The organism is Paenibacillus sp. EZ-K15 (assembly GCF_002573715.1).
Lineage (GTDB): Bacteria > Bacillota > Bacilli > Paenibacillales > Paenibacillaceae > Paenibacillus_AQ.
Genome location: NZ_PDHM01000018.1, coordinates 325,288 through 344,163, shown reverse-complemented (window position 1 = coordinate 344,163; position 18,876 = coordinate 325,288). Strand labels below are relative to the sequence as shown.

General features: G+C 49.2%; 15 protein-coding genes. 6 read left to right on the top strand and 9 right to left on the bottom strand.

Annotated elements, in window-relative coordinates:
* Positions 1-152: 152 nt before the first annotated feature.
* Entirely contained in the window at positions 153-3,488 is a 3,336-nt protein-coding gene (locus CRG97_RS21880; protein WP_098747306.1) for a DEAD/DEAH box helicase, read from the top strand.
* Positions 3,489-3,589: 101 nt separating this feature from the next.
* A complete protein-coding gene (locus CRG97_RS21875) occupies positions 3,590-3,940 on the top strand; it encodes a potassium channel family protein (protein WP_098747303.1) in 351 nt (116 codons plus the stop codon).
* Between the two features lie 158 nt (positions 3,941-4,098).
* Here the strand turns inward: CRG97_RS21875 and CRG97_RS21870 are convergent, their stop codons facing one another.
* Entirely contained in the window at positions 4,099-4,587 is a 489-nt protein-coding gene (locus tag CRG97_RS21870) for a hypothetical protein (RefSeq protein WP_098747301.1), read from the bottom strand.
* 146 nt (positions 4,588-4,733) lie between these two features.
* On the opposite strand from CRG97_RS21870, the gene CRG97_RS21865 reads away from it, so the two are divergent.
* The gene (locus CRG97_RS21865; RefSeq protein WP_098747299.1) at positions 4,734-5,351 is read left to right on the top strand and encodes an NUDIX hydrolase; all 618 of its coding nucleotides are present in this window, start codon (positions 4,734-4,736) and stop codon (positions 5,349-5,351) included.
* Positions 5,352-5,378: 27 nt separating this feature from the next.
* Complete coding sequence (locus CRG97_RS21860) at positions 5,379-7,460, top strand: peptidoglycan D,D-transpeptidase FtsI family protein (protein ID WP_098747297.1); 2,082 nt, start codon at positions 5,379-5,381, stop codon at positions 7,458-7,460.
* 100 nt (positions 7,461-7,560) lie between these two features.
* On the opposite strand, the gene CRG97_RS21855 is transcribed toward CRG97_RS21860, so the two are convergent.
* The 6 genes from CRG97_RS21855 to CRG97_RS21830 form a co-directional block, all read right to left on the bottom strand.
* Positions 7,561-8,592 (bottom strand): glycoside hydrolase family 88/105 protein, encoded by a 1,032-nt coding sequence (locus CRG97_RS21855; RefSeq protein WP_098747295.1) that lies wholly within the window; start codon positions 8,590-8,592, stop codon positions 7,561-7,563.
* A gap of 44 nt (positions 8,593-8,636) precedes the next feature.
* Positions 8,637-9,413 carry a carbohydrate ABC transporter permease gene (locus CRG97_RS21850; RefSeq protein ID WP_373456890.1) on the bottom strand — a complete coding sequence of 259 codons (777 nt, stop codon included), beginning with the start codon at positions 9,411-9,413 and terminating at the stop codon, positions 8,637-8,639.
* 62 nt (positions 9,414-9,475) lie between these two features.
* Positions 9,476-10,375 carry a carbohydrate ABC transporter permease gene (locus tag CRG97_RS21845; RefSeq protein WP_009589786.1) on the bottom strand — a complete coding sequence of 300 codons (900 nt, stop codon included), beginning with the start codon at positions 10,373-10,375 and terminating at the stop codon, positions 9,476-9,478.
* 123 nt (positions 10,376-10,498) lie between these two features.
* The gene (locus CRG97_RS21840; protein ID WP_098747291.1) at positions 10,499-11,839 is read right to left on the bottom strand and encodes an ABC transporter substrate-binding protein; all 1,341 of its coding nucleotides are present in this window, start codon (positions 11,837-11,839) and stop codon (positions 10,499-10,501) included.
* Between the two features lie 143 nt (positions 11,840-11,982).
* On the bottom strand, positions 11,983-13,530 hold the full coding sequence (locus CRG97_RS21835) for a response regulator (RefSeq protein WP_098747288.1): 1,548 nt from the start codon (positions 13,528-13,530) through the stop codon (positions 11,983-11,985).
* A 13-nt stretch (positions 13,531-13,543) separates the two neighbouring features.
* Positions 13,544-15,277, bottom strand: a complete 1,734-nt coding sequence (locus tag CRG97_RS21830; RefSeq protein WP_098747286.1) for a cache domain-containing sensor histidine kinase — start codon at positions 15,275-15,277, stop codon at positions 13,544-13,546.
* A gap of 504 nt (positions 15,278-15,781) precedes the next feature.
* On the opposite strand from CRG97_RS21830, the gene CRG97_RS21820 reads away from it, so the two are divergent.
* Together CRG97_RS21820 and CRG97_RS21815 are read left to right on the top strand one after the other, a co-directional pair.
* The gene (locus tag CRG97_RS21820; RefSeq protein ID WP_098747283.1) at positions 15,782-16,156 is read left to right on the top strand and encodes a sensory rhodopsin transducer; all 375 of its coding nucleotides are present in this window, start codon (positions 15,782-15,784) and stop codon (positions 16,154-16,156) included.
* 13 nt (positions 16,157-16,169) lie between these two features.
* The gene (locus tag CRG97_RS21815; protein WP_098747281.1) at positions 16,170-16,598 is read left to right on the top strand and encodes a GNAT family N-acetyltransferase; all 429 of its coding nucleotides are present in this window, start codon (positions 16,170-16,172) and stop codon (positions 16,596-16,598) included.
* Here the strand turns inward: CRG97_RS21815 and CRG97_RS21810 are convergent.
* Together CRG97_RS21810 and CRG97_RS21805 are read right to left on the bottom strand one after the other, a co-directional pair.
* Positions 16,577-17,776, bottom strand: coding sequence for a Ger(x)C family spore germination protein (locus CRG97_RS21810; RefSeq protein ID WP_098747279.1), 1,200 nt, complete (start codon positions 17,774-17,776; stop codon positions 16,577-16,579). The genes CRG97_RS21815 and CRG97_RS21810 overlap by 22 nt on opposite strands.
* Entirely contained in the window at positions 17,773-18,864 is a 1,092-nt protein-coding gene (locus tag CRG97_RS21805; RefSeq protein WP_098747276.1) for a spore germination protein, read from the bottom strand. The genes CRG97_RS21810 and CRG97_RS21805 overlap by 4 nt, the downstream gene beginning before the upstream one ends.
* Positions 18,865-18,876 lie beyond the last annotated feature (12 nt).

Genomic DNA, 18,876 nt, shown 5'->3' with positions numbered 1-18,876 from the left:
GAAGCATGCGCCTTCCTCAAGATCGCAAGAAAAACATTTCTGAGAATGTACGTCGATAGACGTTTTTCTTATATCGCCCTTCTGCATTACTAGCCTTTCCGCACAAAATGGTATACTGTTTTTTAGCAGTAAATAGAGAAGGGATTGTGGTTATGGGTTACCAGCTGACCGAACGGGTGATCAAACTATTATGCGGAAAGACCTCCTACGATCGTGGCGGGGTTTTATATAGAGATGGACATGTAAAGATGCTGAAACAAGATCCGGACACTCGAAAATACGAGGCAGAAGTGACGGATCAGGAGTCGGGTATCGCCTATGCCGAGATTGACTCGAACGGGGATGTATTCACCGAATGCAGCTGCATCGATTATGGATTCTCCCGGAAGCGGTGCAGACATATTGCGGCTCTGCTCTTGAACATCCGTGATATTGAGCAAACGGTGGAAGCTCCAATGCGCCCTTATCCATCGTTATTACATCCTTCTGGTAGCGGAAATACAGAAGACGGGCAATTAACACCTCGGTACTCCCCGGGGCATGACAGAAGCTCGGACGAAGGGGAACAGGATGCGCTGCTCAGCAGCCAGCTGCTCGGATTGTTCTCTTATTCCGAAGGCCGGAGGGCCACGGCAACGTCCAGGTTTGACACCCGAGAAGTTCTGGAAATGGAGTTCATTTTCAAGTTATATCCTTACGGAAATCGGAAATACTTGTTCGGCGTTGAATTGCGTATAGGTAAGAAACGATTGTATATCGTGCAGCGGATTCGAGAGTTTCTGGCGTGTGTAAAACACGGCAAAACCTGCATGTTCACGAAGAATTTTACGTACGATCCGGAGCTGCACAGCTTTAAAAAGGAGGATGATGATATTCTCCAGGAGCTGATTCGTGTATACGAGCATGAAAGCATGTTTAAACAGTCACTGGACATGTATGCTCCGCATGGCAAACACGGAAGCGGTGACCGAATGCTGATTATTCCTCCCACTTTTTGGCCCCAAGTAAGGGAACGATTGTCCCATTCGAACCATTCCCTGTTGTCTTTGGACGGGATCCTCACGGATAAGCTGGAATTTGTTCAAGATCCGATCCCCCTACAATTCGAGTTTGATGAAGCCGGGGATGATCAATACCTGATGAAGATCGAGGGACTGGAGCGAATGATCGTTCTGGAAAGTTACGGACTCGTCATTGTGGACGGTAAGCTCATTCAGCTTGAATTGGATGCTTGCAGAAGACTCTCCGAGATGAAGCAGCTGCTTGAGAATGCGAATAAACCGCATATCCGGATTCAACCTGAGATGATGGAGTCCATTATGGAGCGTGTGGTTCCGGGACTGATGAAGCTTGGAAGTGTCCATGTGGCACAAACTGTATCTGACCGCATTGTCAAAACGCCTTTAAAAGCGAAGCTTTATCTGGACCGGGTGCGTGGCCGGCTTTTGGCCGGACTCGAATTTCAATACGGAGAAATCACCATTAATCCGTTGGAGGGACATCGCGCCATACGCAGCAGCAGCTCGATCCTCGTTCGCGACGGAAAGCAGGAGCAGCGGATTCTTGAGCTCATGGAGAACGCCTCCTTTGCCAAGACCGATGGCGGTTTTTTCATGAACGATGAGGATGCCGAATACGATTTCCTGTATCATACGATCCCGCAGCTGGAGAAGCTGCTGGTTGTTTATGCAACGACGGCTGTGAAGGAACGGGTGCTTACTGAACCGATGGGAGCCAAGGTGCGGGTGGAGGTCGACGAACGGACGGATTGGCTTGAATTGAAGTTTGATATGGAGGGGATTCGAGAAGCCGAAATTCGGGAGATCGTCAAATCGCTTGAAGAAAAACGCAAATATCACCGGTTGCGAAACGGAGCGCTGCTTCCGCTGGAAAGCGCCGAGTTCCAGGCCATGGTTGCCTTAATGAACCGGGTAGGGCCTTGGTTATACGAAGGGGAGGGCACACAGTTCAAAATGCCGGCAGTCCAAGGACTTCAGCTGCTGGATTGGGAAGATTCGGGATCAACGGTCCAGCTTGGCCGATCCTTGCGCCAAATGCTGCAGCATGTGAAGAATCCGGATCATTTGGATTTTGCCGTGCCGCCGAGTCTTGAAACGGTCCTCCGGGATTATCAGAAGTTTGGTTTCCAATGGATGAAGACGATGGCCCACTACCGCTTCGGCGGTATCTTGGCCGATGATATGGGCCTCGGTAAAACGATTCAGAGCATTGCTTTCATTCTGTCAGTACTTCCGGAGATCAGAGAACGTAACGAACCTGCACTCATCGTGGCGCCGGCCTCTTTGCTCTATAACTGGCATAATGAGCTCCTGAAGTTTGCGCCCGAGATCAAGGCCGTCATTGCCGATGGTACGCAGACCGAGCGGGCTAAGATTATACAGAATGCGGGGAATGCAGATGTTATCATTACTTCTTATCCGCTGCTCCGCAGGGACGTTGAACGCTATGCAAAGCTGCCGTTCTTAACGTTAATTCTGGATGAAGCCCAATTCTTCAAAAATTACGCAACGCAAACGGCTCAGGTTGTCAAAACGCTGCATGCCCGTTATCGGTTTGCGCTGACAGGTACCCCGGTCGAGAACCGACTTGAGGAACTATGGTCCATATATGATGCCGTTTTCCCGGCACTCTTTGGAGATCGAAAAACGTTTCAGGAATTGCCGAAAGAAACCGTGATGAGGCGGGTGCGTCCTTTCCTGCTTCGCAGACTGAAATCAGATGTGCTCAAGGAGCTGCCGGAGAAGATCGAGACGGTTCAGGCATCGGGCCTGCTGATCGAACAGAAGAAGCTGTATACCGCCTATCTTGCGAAGTTAAGGCAGGAGACGCTCAAGCATTTGGCGCAGGATGGCTTTCAGAAAAGCCGGATTCGCATCCTGGCGGGCATTACCCGTCTGCGTCAGATCTGCTGTCACCCGGCCCTTTTCGTGGAGGGCTATGAGGGAAGTTCGGCCAAGTTTGAGCAGCTTCTGGAAACCATTGAAGAATGTCGTCTTGCGGGAAGACGGATGCTGGTATTCTCTCAGTTTACGGGGATGCTGAATCTGATTGCCGGGGAGCTCGGATATCGGGGGATCCCGTTTTTCTACTTGGATGGACAGACTCCGGCATCGGAGCGAGTGAAGCTGTGCGAACGCTTCAACGAAGGAGAACGGGAAGTGTTCCTCATATCGCTGAAGGCAGGCGGAACGGGGCTTAACCTGACCGGGGCCGATACGGTGATCTTGTATGACCTGTGGTGGAACCCTGCTGTAGAGCAGCAGGCGACGGACAGGGCACATCGCATCGGACAGAAGAAGGTTGTGCAGGTGATACGGCTGGTGGCTCAGGATACCATCGAGGATAAAATGGTCGCCCTGCAGCAGAAGAAGAAGGATCTGATCGAGGAACTGGTTCAACCGGGAGAAGAGTCGCTTCCAAGCTGGACCGAGGCGGAAATCCGGGAGCTGCTGACGCTTCAGGGTTAAGCCTCTAAGTGTGGATGGCCGCAGGGGATAAAACGCTGATATAATAGCTGTATGTGATTTATGTAACGTATACTCCAGTTATAGAATAGGACGGTTTTCGGATGATATCTTTTTTGCTGACGTTAAAACGCCTCTTCAGCGGTCTGTTTCGAGCGTTTAAGCAGCGGTATTTTGTAGCGCTGTTTGTACTGATTGTCATTATGCTGTTATCGGGTACGATGTTTTATACCAGGCAGGAAGGGTTATCCGTGCTGGACGCTCTATATTTCTGCGTGGTGACTTTGAGCACGGTAGGTCACCCGGAATTTGTGCCGCAGACGCCGCTTGGTAAAACATTCACGATGGTCTATATTGTCGTCGGTACGGGTTTATTCCTTGGGATGGCCGGACAATTGGCGTATGCCTTAATCCGAACGAATCAAAGGGATGAGAAGGACAGAAAGAATTCCTAATAGCAAAAAGGAAACAGCCATGCGTTTGAACTGGGACCCGATTTGTAGAAGGTTCATAGAAAACAGCCTTGGACTTAGCTAGCAAGCAGATGGCCTCGAATTCGTCGAGGTCATCTTTTTTTATGTCTACTGATATCGCTTTAGTTGAGCTGCTTACCCTATTGGACCGTTACCGCAAAATAAAAGCTGGCGCGTCCCTGCTCCAGAGGCCATGTACAGTGAATTTCGTACAGGTACGAGCCCGGTTCAGTCGGTACGGTATATCCGTCGTTATCAGGATCCGTTAGGTTTTGAATGGTGAATCCATTAATTCCTTCGGGTGGCGTTGTTTTGATGTCCACGCCGCCTTTGACTACAACAGGTGTTATATCCTTCAGCTCTGGCTGAGCTGCATCCGTCATCGAACACTTATCCCCGTTACACCATGAGTAAAGGTACCCGCTTCGCTGCACCGCGATGTCGGTGCCGTCGATTGTCACCTTGGGCAACGGAGGTTCGGCGGATTTCACCCACAGGGTTTGGATGGCTTTGCGGGCATTTTCCTTTGAGATCGGTTTTAAATTCTCTGACCTCGATCCGACATAATACCCCGTACCGAACACAACGATTAGCAGGATAACATATAGAACCGATCGGGTTTTCTTCATAAAATAAAGCCTCCTTAATATATCAACTCGTCTCATAATCAGTCGGAAAATATGTTATAATTTTGAAATCAAACACTTCCATTATAAACCAATCGTGGGTAGCAGGCGTTATATATGATGAGAAGATATCGAAGAGGGATGAATCTATGACACTGAAATGGTTGGATTGGGCAAAAGAGATACAGGCGATCAGCCAGGCCGGACTGGAATATACGAGGGATGTCTATGACAAGGAACGGTTTGAGCAGCTAAGGGAGCTCAGCATCAAGATCATGCAGGAGTATACCGAAGCGGGCGATGAGAAGATTCGTACGCTGTTTGCGAGTGAAACCGGATACCAAACGCCGAAGGTGGATGTCCGTGGCGTTATTTTTCAAGAGGGGAAGCTGCTGCTGGTGAAGGAAAAGGCCGACGGGGCTTGGGCGCTGCCGGGAGGATGGGCGGACATCGGTCTATCGCCAGCGGAGGTCGTGGTGAAGGAAGTGAAGGAAGAGGCCGGTTACGACGTGCGTGCAGGGAGGCTTCTGGCCGTATTAGATAAGAAATTTCATAACCATCCGCCATCGGCCTTCCATGTATACAAAATGTTCATTCATTGCGACATTACGGGCGGAACTGCAGGTGTGGGGACCGAGACGTCCGCGGTCGGTTTTTTCGCGCAGGACGAACTGCCTCCGCTGTCTGAGGAACGAAATACGAAGGAACAATTACAGCGAATCTTCGAATTCGAGAAACAGCCACATTTGCCAACTTGGCTGGATTAATCCATATAACAAAGGAGCGTAGAAAATGTGATAGGCTTTAAACCTTATAAGGACGTACCAGATGAAGCGGAAATGAAACGCAGATTCAATGGACGGATCAATATTTTCTTTTTTAGTGCTTTTCTTATCTTTTGCGTCATTATCGTTCGAATGGCCATTTTGCAGTTCGTTGAGGGACCCGAGCTTGCGAGTCAGGAAACCGGAGGAGAGCAGAAACACTTCCCGCTGCAGCCGATCCGGGGATCCATTATCGATGCGTCCGGCACCAAGCTTGCTTATTCTACGGCTTCAAACTCTTTATATATCACGCTCATGAAAGATTACAGCAAAAAGACGGACAAGGGAAAAGAAAACCGGCCGGAAGCGGAGGAGATGGCGAAGCGGCTGGTCCAGGCGTTTAACAAGTATGGGGATCCGGACCTGGAACCGATGACCGTCCAAAAAGTGATGGACGAACTGGATTTGGAATATAACAAGCAGCATGGTTATGAACCCAGACGAATCAAATCCGATTTGACGAAGGAAGAGATCGCTTATTTCATGGAGAACCGAGCCAAGTTTCCCGGCATCCAGATCGTGGAGGAGAACGTAAGGCACTATGACCCGGATACGGTGGCCGTTCAGACGATCGGATATCTAAAGAAGTTCAAAGGCTCTAAAGGCCTTAAGGATTATGAGGCTATTGATCAAAGCAACAAGGATCAGAAGAATCCCGGCTTGATCTACACGGAAGAAGAGTGGATTGGCTATGACGGATTGGAGCGGATGTTTCAGGAAGAACTGCGCGGCAAGAGCGGGTATCTCAGTATTCCGATCAATCCGCAGAATATGGTGGACGGCGTACCGACGATGGTCGCTCCTGAAAAAGGCCATAATATTCATACCACGATTCATAAAGACATTCAGCTTGCCACGGAGCAGGCCATTATGGATCAGCTCCAATACCTTCATACCCATCCGGTATCGGGTAAGCTGCATAAGGATGCCTTAACTGGATATGCGGTCGCCATGGAGGTGGATACCGGTAATGTAGTCGCGATGGCGAGCATGCCGGATTACGACTCGAATGTGCGGGTAAATGGTGGTAAGATTACGCCGGATATCGTGGACGCGTCAGGAAACGGCACGATTACGATTTATGGATCAGGTCGCTCGGGAAACGGGTTTGAATCCATGATCTATCTCGGTTCCGTTATTAAGCCGCTGACCGTGTTGATCGGGCTGAATGAGGGGTTATTTGGCTTGAACGAAACGTATCCTGATCAGGGTTATGCATCAATTGGCAGAGAAGGAAGCGAAACGAAAATTTCCAACTCGAGCGGCCATCGAAATGGACCTATCAAGCCGCAGTTAGCAATCCAGCAATCCTCGAATGCTTTTATGATCGATATGATTGGCAAAAAGCTAGTCAATAAGTATGGTGGGGAGAAGGGCGTTGAGGTCTGGGGTCAATATATGAAGCAGTTTGGGCTTGGTGTCAATACGGGAAGCGGTTTGCCAGGGGAACTAGAGGGCCGTGGGGAGTATACCAATACGAAGGCAGCGGGAAGTAATCTGGCAGCTTTAGCCTATGCATCCTTCGGGCAGATGGGGAAATACACCCCGCTGCAGCTTGCTCAATACACCGTCATGCTGGCGAATGAAGGCAAGCGGGTCAAGCCGCAGCTGGTCAGCAAAATCACGGATCAGGAGGGCAACGTTGTCAAGGAATTCGGTCGCGAGGTCCTGAACAAGGTCGAATTCCCCAAAGCGCATTGGCAGACCATTAAGCGGGGAATGAATACGCAGGGGCTGGCAGCCTTCGATGATTTTAAATATGATTTTGCCCGCAAAACAGGAACCTCCGAGCAGGAGGCTAAAGTGAATGGAACGTGGCAGAAGATTGATAATGGCGTTTTCATCGCCTTTGCGCCGCGCGATAATCCGAAGCTGGCGGTGGCCGTCGTTGTGCCGGAAGGCGGCTTCGGCTCGCAAAGCGCCGCGCCGATTGCGAGGAAAATATTCGACGCTTATGACGAAGTCTACGGACTTGATGGAACGCCGCATCCGAAGAAATCAGAAGAGCAGAAGAAGGATAGCGGCGAGGACGAAACAGGGGACAATAGATAAGAAGCGTAGTCGAAGAGTCGCGTTAAATTGCATAAACCAAAGGCAGGCTGTAGAGGCGAACTTCTCCTCTCCAATCCTGCCTTTTTTGTATCGCATTTAATCAATAAGGATTGTCCTTGATCTTCAGCACTTCCGCGAGAAAGGTCAAGGCCAGCCCTTGACCCCAGCCTTGTATCCGCTTATCCGGCACGCCTCTGTATCCCGCGGCGTCCTTCATGACGGCCGTTCCCGCAGATACGCCGGTAACGTTGCCATCCTCAGTGATCTTGGACAAAATGCCGTCGATCGACTTCTGCGTGTATTTATTGTAGATGCGTCCCTTGGTCAGAAGGGCGGCGGCGATTCCGGCCGAGCCGGATGTTTCCAGCGGAGACTGCGGATCGGTCGTGATTGTATGCCACAGGCCGGATTCATGCTGCAGCCGGACTAGGGCGCTGAGCTGGTCGCGCAGCGATCCCTCAATGATCATGAAGGAGGGATGCGTCACCGGGACGAGCTCTAGAGCACGGGCCATCGTAAGGGCAGCCCAGGCGTTGCCCCGGCACCAGAAGACGCCGGACATATGGTTGCCGGCGATATTGTCCCAGCCGTGGTAATACAGATTTGTAACGGGATCCTGCAGGCAATCCTCATGGCCATGATACTGCTTCAGGCCATCCTCGAAATAATCCTCCCGGTCCAGCATCACGCCAATCCGAAGCAGGAAGTAGCCTGCCATGAACATCGTATCAACCCACGCCTGCTCCGGAAAGTTATACGTTTCGGAGTTCACCGTATGCTGAAAGATGCCGTTGCCGAAACGCAGCGCATCATGCGTGAGATACTCGGCCATTTCCTTGGCCGTTTCGATATACCGCTCATCCTCATAAACTTCGTACAACGTTAACAAGGAGTGGCCGATGGAGACGCCGTTGACGGACAGCTTCGGCAGCCCCTCCTCCATGTTTTCGTCGACCCAGGCTTTCAGCTGTTCCAGATACTCCTTTTTGCCGGTGGCCTTGTAGGCTTCGCATACTCCGTAAAAGGCGACCCCACCCGGCCAGTCCCAGCTGAAATCCATGCGAAAAGTCCGATCTACCACCCGGTCTATGACATGCTCAATCTGTTGATCATCAAATACAAGTGCAGGCATTGTTAGAAACTCCCTTCATATTCAATTGCGTCGATGTGTAAGGATTACCCTTTTAATCCCGTCGTGCTGATCCCTTCCACGATATATTTCTGGAAGATAAAGAAGACGATGACGACCGGCAGCAGCGATAAGGTAGCCATCGCGAACATGCCGCCCCAGTTATTGAGCGACTCTCCGTCAAGAAACAGCTTCAAGGCAAGTGATACCGGGTATTTCTCCGGATTGTTCAAATAAATGAGCGGATTGATGAAGTCATCCCATCTCCAGTAGAAGGAAAAAATCGAACACGTAATGAGAGCGGGCACGATCAATGGTACGACGATCCGAAAGAAAATCCCGTATTTGCTGCATCCGTCAATCTTGGCGGCTTCGTCCAGCTCCTTCGGAATGGTGCGGATGAATTGCATGATCAGGAAGATGAAGAACGGAATCCCGAAGAATTGGGGAACAATTAACGGCTTGAAGGAAGACAGCCAGCCGAATTTGGCGAACATGACATATTGCGGAACGATCACGACATCATGGGGCAGCATCATCGTAATCATCATGCAGGCGAACCAGAACTGCTGGCCGAAGAACTTGGTCCGAGCCAGGCCGAAGGCGACAAGCGCAGAGGAAGCGACGGCACCGATGGTGGATATGATGACAATGATAAAAGAATTTTTGAAGAAGGTACCGAAGGTAGTTCCGGCAAACCCCTTCCAGCCTGTAGCATAATTCGAGAATTCCAGCCGACTCGGAATCAGGCTGTAAGCCGTCGTGAATATTTCATGGTTGGGTTTGAGCGAGCTTGCCACCAGCCATAGAATTGGATAGGTCATGCCGAGGGCGAACAATCCGACCAGGGTATGGTAGAGGAAACGTCTGGATTTGGTCATAACCGTCAATCTCCTTTCGACTCGTAATGAACCCAGCGGGTAGATGATCTGAAGATGAGCAGGGTTAGGACACCGACGATAATGAGCATGATCCAGGCAAGCGCCGACGCGTATCCCATCTCAAAATGCGAGAACGCCTTGCGGTACAAGTAAAGCGAATAGAGCAGCGTTTGGTCCAGCGGTCCGCCTTCCCCACGCGAAATAATGTAGGCGGGGGTGAAGGTCAGGAATGCCGAAATCGTCTGGAGCGTCAAATTAAACAAAATAATCGGGCTGAGCATAGGCAGCGTAATTTTGAAAAAGCGATGGACCGCGTTGGCGCCGTCCACGCTGGCAGCTTCATAGTAATCCTTCGGGATATTTTTCAAGCCGGCCAGAAAAATAATCATTGAGGAGCCGAACTGCCAGATGGACAAAGCGATCAGCGTCCAAAGTGCCGTGCTCGGATTCCCGATCCAAGAGGTCGTGGAATGAATCCCGAAGAGGGACAGGGCAGAGTTCACAAGACCCTTGTCACCGAAGATCTGCTGCCACATGATAGCCACGGCCACACTTCCGCCAATAAGAGAAGGCAGGTAGAAGGCCGAGCGGTACAGTCCCACTGCCTTGGTCGCGGTATTCAGAATCATGGCAACAAAAAGAGCGAAGATGAGGCGGAGGGGAACGCTGGCAAATACATAGGTGAACGTGACCTGAAATGACTTGCCGATCTTGTCGTCCTCCAGGAACAATCGCTCATAATTCCCGAGGCCCAGCCATCTTGGCGCTTCCATCAGATTGTAATTGGTGAACGAATAATACAGTGACGACAGGATTGGATATAAGGTAAAGATGAGAAAACCAAGAACGAACGGTGCAGAAAAAACATAACCGGTGATATGCTCGTTCTCACGGAGCCTCTTCATAGACTTCAACCCCTACAATTCAGATTTGGTTGCGCCCCGTGTAGGGGTCACGGATGTCAAAAAGGCATCTCTTGCGCACACGGGAAAGACGTGCGGGAGATGCCTTGTCTGACCATGTCCTGGTTATTGCTGAGATCTGGCCAAGACGGCGTTCGCTTCCTTGCGGAACTCAGCCGCGGCATCTTCGATCGAGATTTTCTTGAACAGAATGCGTTCACTGAGATCTCGCAGCAGCTTCTCGATCTCCACCGCGCCAATCGGGTTTGGAGGATCGCCTGGCGTGCTGTTGGCCTCAGCCCAAGTGACATAGTCGAAAATTTTGGCTTCATTCTCCGAGAGTAGTGGCTTGAGCTCTTCCTTCACCTTGGCGGATACGGGAACGCCGCGTTCTCCCTTGATCAGCTTGTTTGCCTCAATGTCGTTAATGAAGAAGCTGATGAATTTTGCAGCTTCTTCTTTATGCTTGGAGGTTTCGGTGACCGAGAAGTACATTGAAGGTTTCAGGAAAAGACCGTCCTTCGTTCCAGGCCCGGGCATCGGATTCAGCTCCAATGGACGATCGGTGACCAGATTGGCCACAGCAAGGAACTGGTTGGACCAGCCGGTGCCCGAGATGGAGTTGCCAAGGACAATTTCATCCTCTTCCGCTACGCCTTTTTTCTGGGCTTCCTTGTCCAGAGAGAGGATATATCCGTTGTCGTACCATTTCTGATAGCGTGTGAAATAATCGATAAAGGGCTGGTCGTCACTGTATCCGATCGTTTTACCGTCAGCGCTGTACATTTTCTGGCCGATAGTTCTTAGGTAGTAAGGAAAGAAAACGTCATGCCGGTAAGCAAAGCCTCCGATTTGCAGGCCTTTTTCCTTGGCTTGGGCACCCATTGTGTCCATGTCATCCCAAGTCCATTCTCTGGACGGAATATCGATGCCGTTCTTCTTCATCGTTTCGACATCGAAGGTGGTCTGGAGTGCGTTCACGCCGAGGTTCATGGCAACGAGCTTGCCGTTGACCTCACCACCGCTCAGCGCATTCTCGCTGACATCGGCTACATCCAGCTCGCTGCTCTCCGTGAACGGCTTCAAATCCGCCAGCTGATTCCGGCCTGCATATTGGTTCAGATAGGAGATGTCCATTTGAATAATGTCCGGGAGTCCGCCAGCCACCGCTTGGGGAGCAAGCTTTTTCCAGTAATCATCAAATGGAGCGTATTCAGGCTCAATGGTGACATGCGGATTCTGGGACTCATATAATTCAATGACCTTCAAGGTATAATCATGCCGGGACTGGCCACCCCACCACGCAATGCGGAGTTTGACCGGATCCTTGCTATCGCTTGCAGCCGCCGGTGGTGTCTCCGTTCCGGTTCCGCTGTTGGCCGGTGGGTCGGCAGCGCCGCCGCCCGAACAGCCAATCAAGCTCCCGATCAGGGAAAACATCAGAACCGCGTTTAACACTTTTTTCATTCCATTTCCTCCCCTTTGTTGATAAACAACTTTATATCGCTTCAAATGTTAGTGCTTACATTCCCAATTATCTTGTTTTCACGGGGAAAGAGTAAGGAAAAAAACCGTGCAATTTGTTTAAAAAGCAGAGATGTACGTACAAGTTAATCACTCTTTTTCATATATTCGGAGGGTGTGCACCCGATCTGTTTTTTGAACACCTGGCTGAAATATTGAGGATTATCGCCGAAACCGAGCCACTCTGCCATTTCAAAAATCTTGATATCAGGATCGCTCACCATCATTTCAGTTGCGCGCTTCATCCGTAGTTTCATCACGTAATTGGAGAATTTCTCGCCGGTCTCCTTCTTGAACAGCTTGCCGAGATAGTCGGCGTTCATATACAGCATGTCGTTTGCCACCAGATTGAGCGTAAGCTCCGAGTTCCCCAGCTGCTCCTCGATAATCTCAACTACCTTGCGGACGATGGTATTATATTTGACTTTGTTCTGCTCGAAGCTTCGCAGCGTGATTTCCCGTACCGTTTCTTCCAAAAAGGCCTGAATGACTTGAAGCGTACTCATCTCGGCGATTTCCGGAATCCGTGCATAGCGTTCTTGCATCTGATCCGGGTCGGTTAAACGGATAAGGGATACATACTGCTGAATGACATAGGATTTGGTCATGTCGATACTAAGCTGCGCACGCTTCAGCTCCTGAATGAATTCGGCCAGGGCAAGCTCCGCTTCGTTGCGGTGGCCGGATCGGACAGGCATGCATAGGCGCTCCTCATCGAGGACAAACGTTCCTTCCAAGCCGCCGGAATGAAGCGTGTCTTCCGTGGTGATCATTCCGCTCTCATCCAGATAGAAACGGTAGTTCAGGCATTGCAGCGTATCCCGATACAGCTTCCGCGTCAGGGTTACAGGTCCGGGATCGCTGATCGCGATTGTGACGTCCATCTTGTAATACTGTTTAAAAGTACAGCGGATATCCTGCAGCTGTTGATGGAGCCGCTGCTGATCATGGTGGTTCTCGATTAGCACTAGAACATGCTGCCCGATCGTCGTACTCAGCAGCGTGGTGTCCAACAGATCCTCGGCGATGTTCTTCACGGCGAATTGATGCTCGTATTCGACAATGCCCTCCAGCTGGAACAACAGCAGACGGACGGGTTGATCGAAATTAGTTTCGAACAGGCTGCGGTACTCCTCCAGGTCATGGCGTCCATAGGATTTATTGATGACAAACTCTTTGAGCACCTGTTCTTTGACATGAGGGAGCACCTTGCAGAGACGGCCTTTCATCTCCTGGATAAAAGACTCCTTGTTTTGGTTCAGGGTCAGCTCGTCAGTGACCTCTTTCAGTGCTCCCCCGATCTTAACCTCGTCGGTCGGCTTCAGCAGGTAATGCTTCACGCCGTATTGCATGGCGCGGTTGGCATACTCGAATTCGCCGAAGCCGGACAGCAGCACGAATTTGATATGAGGATGGGAGGCGTGGGTCTTGGCTACGAGCTCAAGACCATCCAGCCCGGGCATGTGAATGTCGCATACGACGATATCCGGGCTTTCCTTGACGATTTTTTCATATGCCTGAATTCCGTTCTGGGCGGTACCGGCCAGCTCGGTTCGGTATGCCGACCAATCCACCATCTGTGATATGCCGTCTAGAATAATTCGTTCATCGTCCACAAGCAGAACTTTATACATCCGAATCCCTCCGTTATTTGGGTAATGACAGCATCACCCGGGTTCCAAGCCCCGATCCGCTGTCGATGGCTAACCCGTGGTGCTCGCCAAAAGCCAGCTTGATCCGTTCATCGATGTTTAACAGTCCGATCCCGTTACCGCTGGTGGCCATTTCGCCGCTTCGCAATTGCGTCAGGGTGTCCGGCGGCATGCCGGGGCCGTCATCCTCGACCATGACGCAGAACGCGGAAGGGGTCTCCATGCAGGACAACGTTATTCGGCAAGGGTTAACGGAAGGCTCCAGCGCATAATGAATCGCATTTTCGAGCAGGGGCTGAAGGGACAGCTTTGGAATTTTGCGCTGCAAATCCTGCTCCTTTACATCCATCGTGAAATCTAGGCGGTCTTCAAATCGGAATTTCTGAATAATGACGTAGTTCCTGACAATCTCCAGTTCCTCTCTCAGTGTCAGAATCGGCTCCTTCAAGCTGACGGAATTCCGAAGAAGGAAGGCTAGGGCTTGTACCATGTCGGAAATTTGGGTTTGCTTGTTCATCTTCGCCAGCCAGTTCACGGATTCCAGCGTGTTATACAGAAAGTGGGGGTTGATTTGCGCTTGCAGCGCTTTGAACTCGGTCTCTTTGATTAACAGCCGGTTCGAGTAGTTCTCGGTAATGAGCGCGTTGATTCTCTCGATCATGAGGCGGAATGTCCGATGCAGCAGTCCCAGTTCGTTCATGGCGACAGGGGCAGCGTCCTGAGGCAGCACATTGGCTCCCACAAAGTTTCCTTTTTCCGCGAGCTTCATCCGGGTGATGAGACTCTCGATGGGACGTGTCAGGCCTCGGCTGAACCGGATGCCGAGCAGGATCGCAACAGCGAAAATAACGGTAAACACGATAATGACAAGCTCTTTGATGAATATGATTTGCTTGAAGGATTGATTAAAGGGCGTGACATTCATATACGTCCATCCGGTATTGCCTGATCGGTTATGTGCGATAAAGTAAGTATGGCCATCCATTTCACGAGTAAGGTACCCGTTACCGGATGAAAGGGAGGATTGAATGACAGCCGGATCGAAGTGCGGCGTTGCTGGATAGATGACATCCGTGCCCGAAGTTACGATCAGGTCGCCTTCCCCACCGGCGGATTTCCGGACGATTTTGTCCATATTGATACGAATAATGATGGTTCCCAAGTAGTTAAGATCGAATAAGGTTCCAGAGTAGGATCTTATTTCCCGGGAAAGTAGAAGAGCCGAATCCGTTTCGTCCGGGTATACCCAGCGTTCTTCTCCATCCGCATCTCCGGCAAGCTGTAGAATAAACTCCTTTTTGGCGGGATGAATCGGGACGACACTGCCGACGTCCTGCTGTTTATCGTAGGAATCGATCAGGTGGATCGAATAGAGCATCGGCTCGGAGCCTACATAATTCAGGAGGCGGTCCACCAGATGCTGTCGCAGGATGAGGCGATCATAATCGGAGTCGCTCCCGGCGATGGAACGTAACATATTTTGAATCTGGGTATCGGTAATGATGTTGAAGGATAACTGTTCGATCCGCTCGAGCTCTGACTCAATCGCAGAGGAGGACAGGTGTAAGACCTGGGATGATTTGAGGTACAGCTGCTCGTCGTAGATGGAGAAGGCATATTGCTGGACGATGACGGCGAAGGTAAATGCCATTGCAACGATTAAGCTGATAAGAAGGGAAAGCTTGTTTTTGATTTTCATATTTTTATAAATCGTTATCCATTTTTGCACAGCAACGTCTCCTTGCGCTGGTCCTAAAATGTTGTGTACACATTATGTACCGGGTTGTAAACGCTGTCAATACAAGCGCTGTTATTCCAGCACCTGGAATAATTAAAGAGACTTTGCTTATGTAGTCGGTTATTTGAACAAGGAGAACGGTTATTTGAATTTATGTTCGGAGGCTCCCAATCCATAATGGATTTAGACAAAATTTTAACCAGCTGGGTCCCGAAGGGACTAAATCCGTGTTAATGTGGGGGAGGCCAGGGGAGTTTCTGCTGTTTCAGCAGGGCGTAATGAATGGACAACACTCTTTTTCAAGAGTGCGGTGCGGCCCGATTGGCCAATATGGTGGTTGGCGGTTTGAAGGCGCTTGGACTCCAGCCATTTTCTCTATTTCTACGCTAGCACGATGGGGTGGATCGAGGATTAAAGGAACTTTCGGAGTCCATCGCGAATGTATTTTTATATATGTTATGTACCCTAATTCATAACTAGCGAGGAGCGAAACACATGTCAAAAGGTGAAAAACATTGGATTATTCCGGACGGGTATATCCCTCCTGAAAGCAGCGGAGAATTAACCAGTCATGAATCCGTCTGTGTCTTGAACTTATCCGAGCAGGACGTTGTGGTTACGATACATGCTTACTTCGAGGATCGTGATCCATTGCTAGGAATGGAAACCATCGTACCAGCTAGAAGAACCAAGCACATACGAACCAGCTCGCTTCAAACGGACGGCTTGAAAGGCATTCCTCCAGGTATTCCCTATGCCATGGAGGTTACAAGTAGTGCACCTATATTTGTTCAGTACAGCCGTCTCGATTCGACTCAGGCTGAGAATGCCTTAATGAGTGTCATGGCGTATCCGGTAACCAGATCCTAAGGAAGGTGATTGTATGGTACAGACCGTAATATATACCTCAGAGGCGCCTGAGGATTTTCGTCAACTGGAAGTTTTGTACGTTTCGCTTGGTTGGAACTCTATTCATCTATCCGTTACCGAATTGGAAACCATGTGCTTGCAGAGCTGGTATGCCATCTATGCATATGAAGGGCATAAACTGGTAGGCATGGGACGTTTGATTTCAGATGGGGTTATTACCGGCGTTATATGCGGATTAGGCGTACATCCGGATTATCAGTCCAGAGGGATAGGCCGCGAGATCCTCCATCGATTGGTTGAACATTGCGAGAAGTCCCGGGTCTTCCCGCAACTGATGTGTGAGGAAGGGCTGGAACCGTATTATGAGAAGTTGGGCTTTCAGCGATTCACCATTGGAATGAAGAAGAATATAAAGCGAACTCATTCATCGGACGTCCCATAATCTTTGATCGTTATTTTCACCTCATACTTGATCGGAACCTCACTAAATGTTTGGTCCCAATCTTTTTTGGCATTTTTCCATACATGAGGATACTTAATTCTCAATTTGTTTCCGAAGCCGGCAACATCGGTTCGGTATTCATGTTGAATTTTATCGAGTACATTCTTTACCAAACGCTCAACCTCTTCTTCAACAGTTTTTTCCACTCTTTTCAAAAAGTCAGTTTCCATGGGTTTCTCCGAAACCACCCAATGCTCGGCAATTCTTCCTTCAGACTCGATTTTTATATCAAACGAGATGTTGTTCCCATTAACATGAGGTTTAATTTTACTTTTCATGGACAACATCTCGTATATAATGGGCTCACCTGTCTTTTTATCAACGCTTTTCACCAAACCGCCTTTTCCTTTTCCGGTTATCCACGTTAAGCCCTCTATTTCTTTTTCATTCAAAAAACCCCGTAGTTTTCTTGTTTTTCCTTCAATGACGGCAGCACCTGTAAATTTTGTTTCTTCATTCTTCGAGACGACATTTTGCAAAAGAAAGCTGGCCCCTGAATGGAGCTTCCCCTCTATTTTTGTTAGCGTAGTAGGAGGCAAAATCTTCGTTGTTCTTCCGTGACCGTGTGTCATTTCAACGAGTTGAAACGCTGGAATATCCATCGGCTTTTTCGATTCTAGTGTTTTGCTCGCACGGTTTTGAGCAATTAGAAGGAGGCCGCTTGGTCTCATCTCTTGTTCTCTAATAAAAAAATCCAACATCTTTTGCAAATCCAAAGTACGCGCAAGATCCTCTCCAATGACAATCACTTTTGAATGTTCGGCAAAGGCACGTTTGTCGATTCTTAATACCATATTGCGTAAAGTCGGCAGGATAGCATCTCCTGTTTCAGAAACGTTGTTGTAAGCTTTTTGTGGTGATGAACCTGTTTTTGTTCCTTTACCTGTTGTCTCTGCGGTGAGAAATTGATTGGTTATCGTAATTTGATCCCGGTTAGAATACCTGCCTGTTTGTCCCGCTGACTCTTCCCGAGCCCCCTCCTGTTTTTCCAAATCCAATGAAGTGCCTACAATAAGGCCTAGATCTTCAATTTCTTTATTGCTCCAGCATCCAGTAAGAGGTAGGAGTATAAGAACCAACAGCGCACTCAAGAGGATCCGTATCGTGATGTGCTTCAAGCTTTTCCACCTCTCAGTTTCGATACTAGAAGTAAGATTAATGGTAGTACAGCAAATAATAATAACGCTACATTACCGATGATATCCCCAAGTTTAAAGAGGTCATTGATATTTTTGGGAGTCACGGCAATGATGTAAATAATCGGAATCAAGCCATATATAAATGGATGGATCTTCTTTTTGAACAACTGAGCCAGCCCTAAAGCAGCCGCATAATAGGTAATGGTAAAGGTCGTGAATATTTGCATAATCCATATCACAAGCAGCAAAGATTCAAACCGTTCAAAGATCAAACCGGGGATTTCAAAACTTCGCATAAGCTCAAGCGTAGGCCATGTGCTCGTGACCACTCCATCGATCGATAGGGCTCCTATGACCATGACAACGGTTATGCCGTAAAAGAGCAAGGGGATGAATACGCCAACTAGAACAACTTTTACGGCTTTGTCCGGCTGTTTCATAAACGCTACAAGGAGCAGCATAATTTCAGAACCTAAAAATGCAAGAGCGGTTGTCTTTATTCCTTTTAGCATGGGGGCAATCCCCAATCCTAATACGGGACGGAGATTATCAATCTCAAATATGCCTAAGCTCAAAAAAGCAACCAGTAAAAAAATGGCGATCGTAATTGGAAATATGATTTCAAACAAACGGGCGATCGTGTTGATTCCGCCTATGATCAGATAGAGACCTATCCACATAAAAGGCAGGATGATAGCCCAGGTGGGGGTACCTTCCAGCAAAAAAAGCCCGGTTACTTCTGCCATGGCTCTGACTTCATATGCAGAAATGGTAAAAAAGTAGCCGATCACAAGTAAACTGAGGAGCCCGCCCACCCATTTTCCTACAATTTCTTGGTTATATTGATAAAAGGTTTTTTCGGGGAATCGCTTGTTTAATTTCACGATGATCACACCTACGAGCATGGCGATCATCCCGCCCAAAATAACGGTGATCCATACATCGGGTGTTTTCACCTTCTCCACAGATGTGCGGGGGAGGGTGAGGATCCCGGCTGCAAGAATATAATTGACGAGGATAACAACTGCTTGCGAAGTCGTAATTTGGTCTTTTGAACTACCTATCATGTTGGTGTATTT

Bases quoted from the DNA above. Each gene is read 5' to 3' on its own strand.
- CRG97_RS21880 (WP_098747306.1), top strand. From the start codon at position 153: ATGGGTTACCAGCTGACCGAACGGGTGATCAAACTATTATGCGGAAAG.
- CRG97_RS21875 (WP_098747303.1), top strand. From the start codon at position 3,590: ATGATATCTTTTTTGCTGACGTTAAAACGCCTCTTCAGCGGTCTGTTT.
- CRG97_RS21870 (WP_098747301.1), bottom strand. From the start codon at position 4,587: ATGAAGAAAACCCGATCGGTTCTATATGTTATCCTGCTAATCGTTGTG.
- CRG97_RS21865 (WP_098747299.1), top strand. From the start codon at position 4,734: ATGACACTGAAATGGTTGGATTGGGCAAAAGAGATACAGGCGATCAGC.
- CRG97_RS21855 (WP_098747295.1), bottom strand. From the start codon at position 8,592: ATGCCTGCACTTGTATTTGATGATCAACAGATTGAGCATGTCATAGAC.
- CRG97_RS21850 (WP_373456890.1), bottom strand. From the start codon at position 9,413: ATGACCTATCCAATTCTATGGCTGGTGGCAAGCTCGCTCAAACCCAAC.
- CRG97_RS21845 (WP_009589786.1), bottom strand. From the start codon at position 10,375: ATGAAGAGGCTCCGTGAGAACGAGCATATCACCGGTTATGTTTTTTCT.
- CRG97_RS21840 (WP_098747291.1), bottom strand. From the start codon at position 11,839: ATGAAAAAAGTGTTAAACGCGGTTCTGATGTTTTCCCTGATCGGGAGC.
- CRG97_RS21835 (WP_098747288.1), bottom strand. From the start codon at position 13,530: ATGTATAAAGTTCTGCTTGTGGACGATGAACGAATTATTCTAGACGGC.
- CRG97_RS21820 (WP_098747283.1), top strand. From the start codon at position 15,782: ATGTCAAAAGGTGAAAAACATTGGATTATTCCGGACGGGTATATCCCT.
- CRG97_RS21815 (WP_098747281.1), top strand. From the start codon at position 16,170: ATGGTACAGACCGTAATATATACCTCAGAGGCGCCTGAGGATTTTCGT.
- CRG97_RS21805 (WP_098747276.1), bottom strand. From the start codon at position 18,864: ATGATAGGTAGTTCAAAAGACCAAATTACGACTTCGCAAGCAGTTGTT.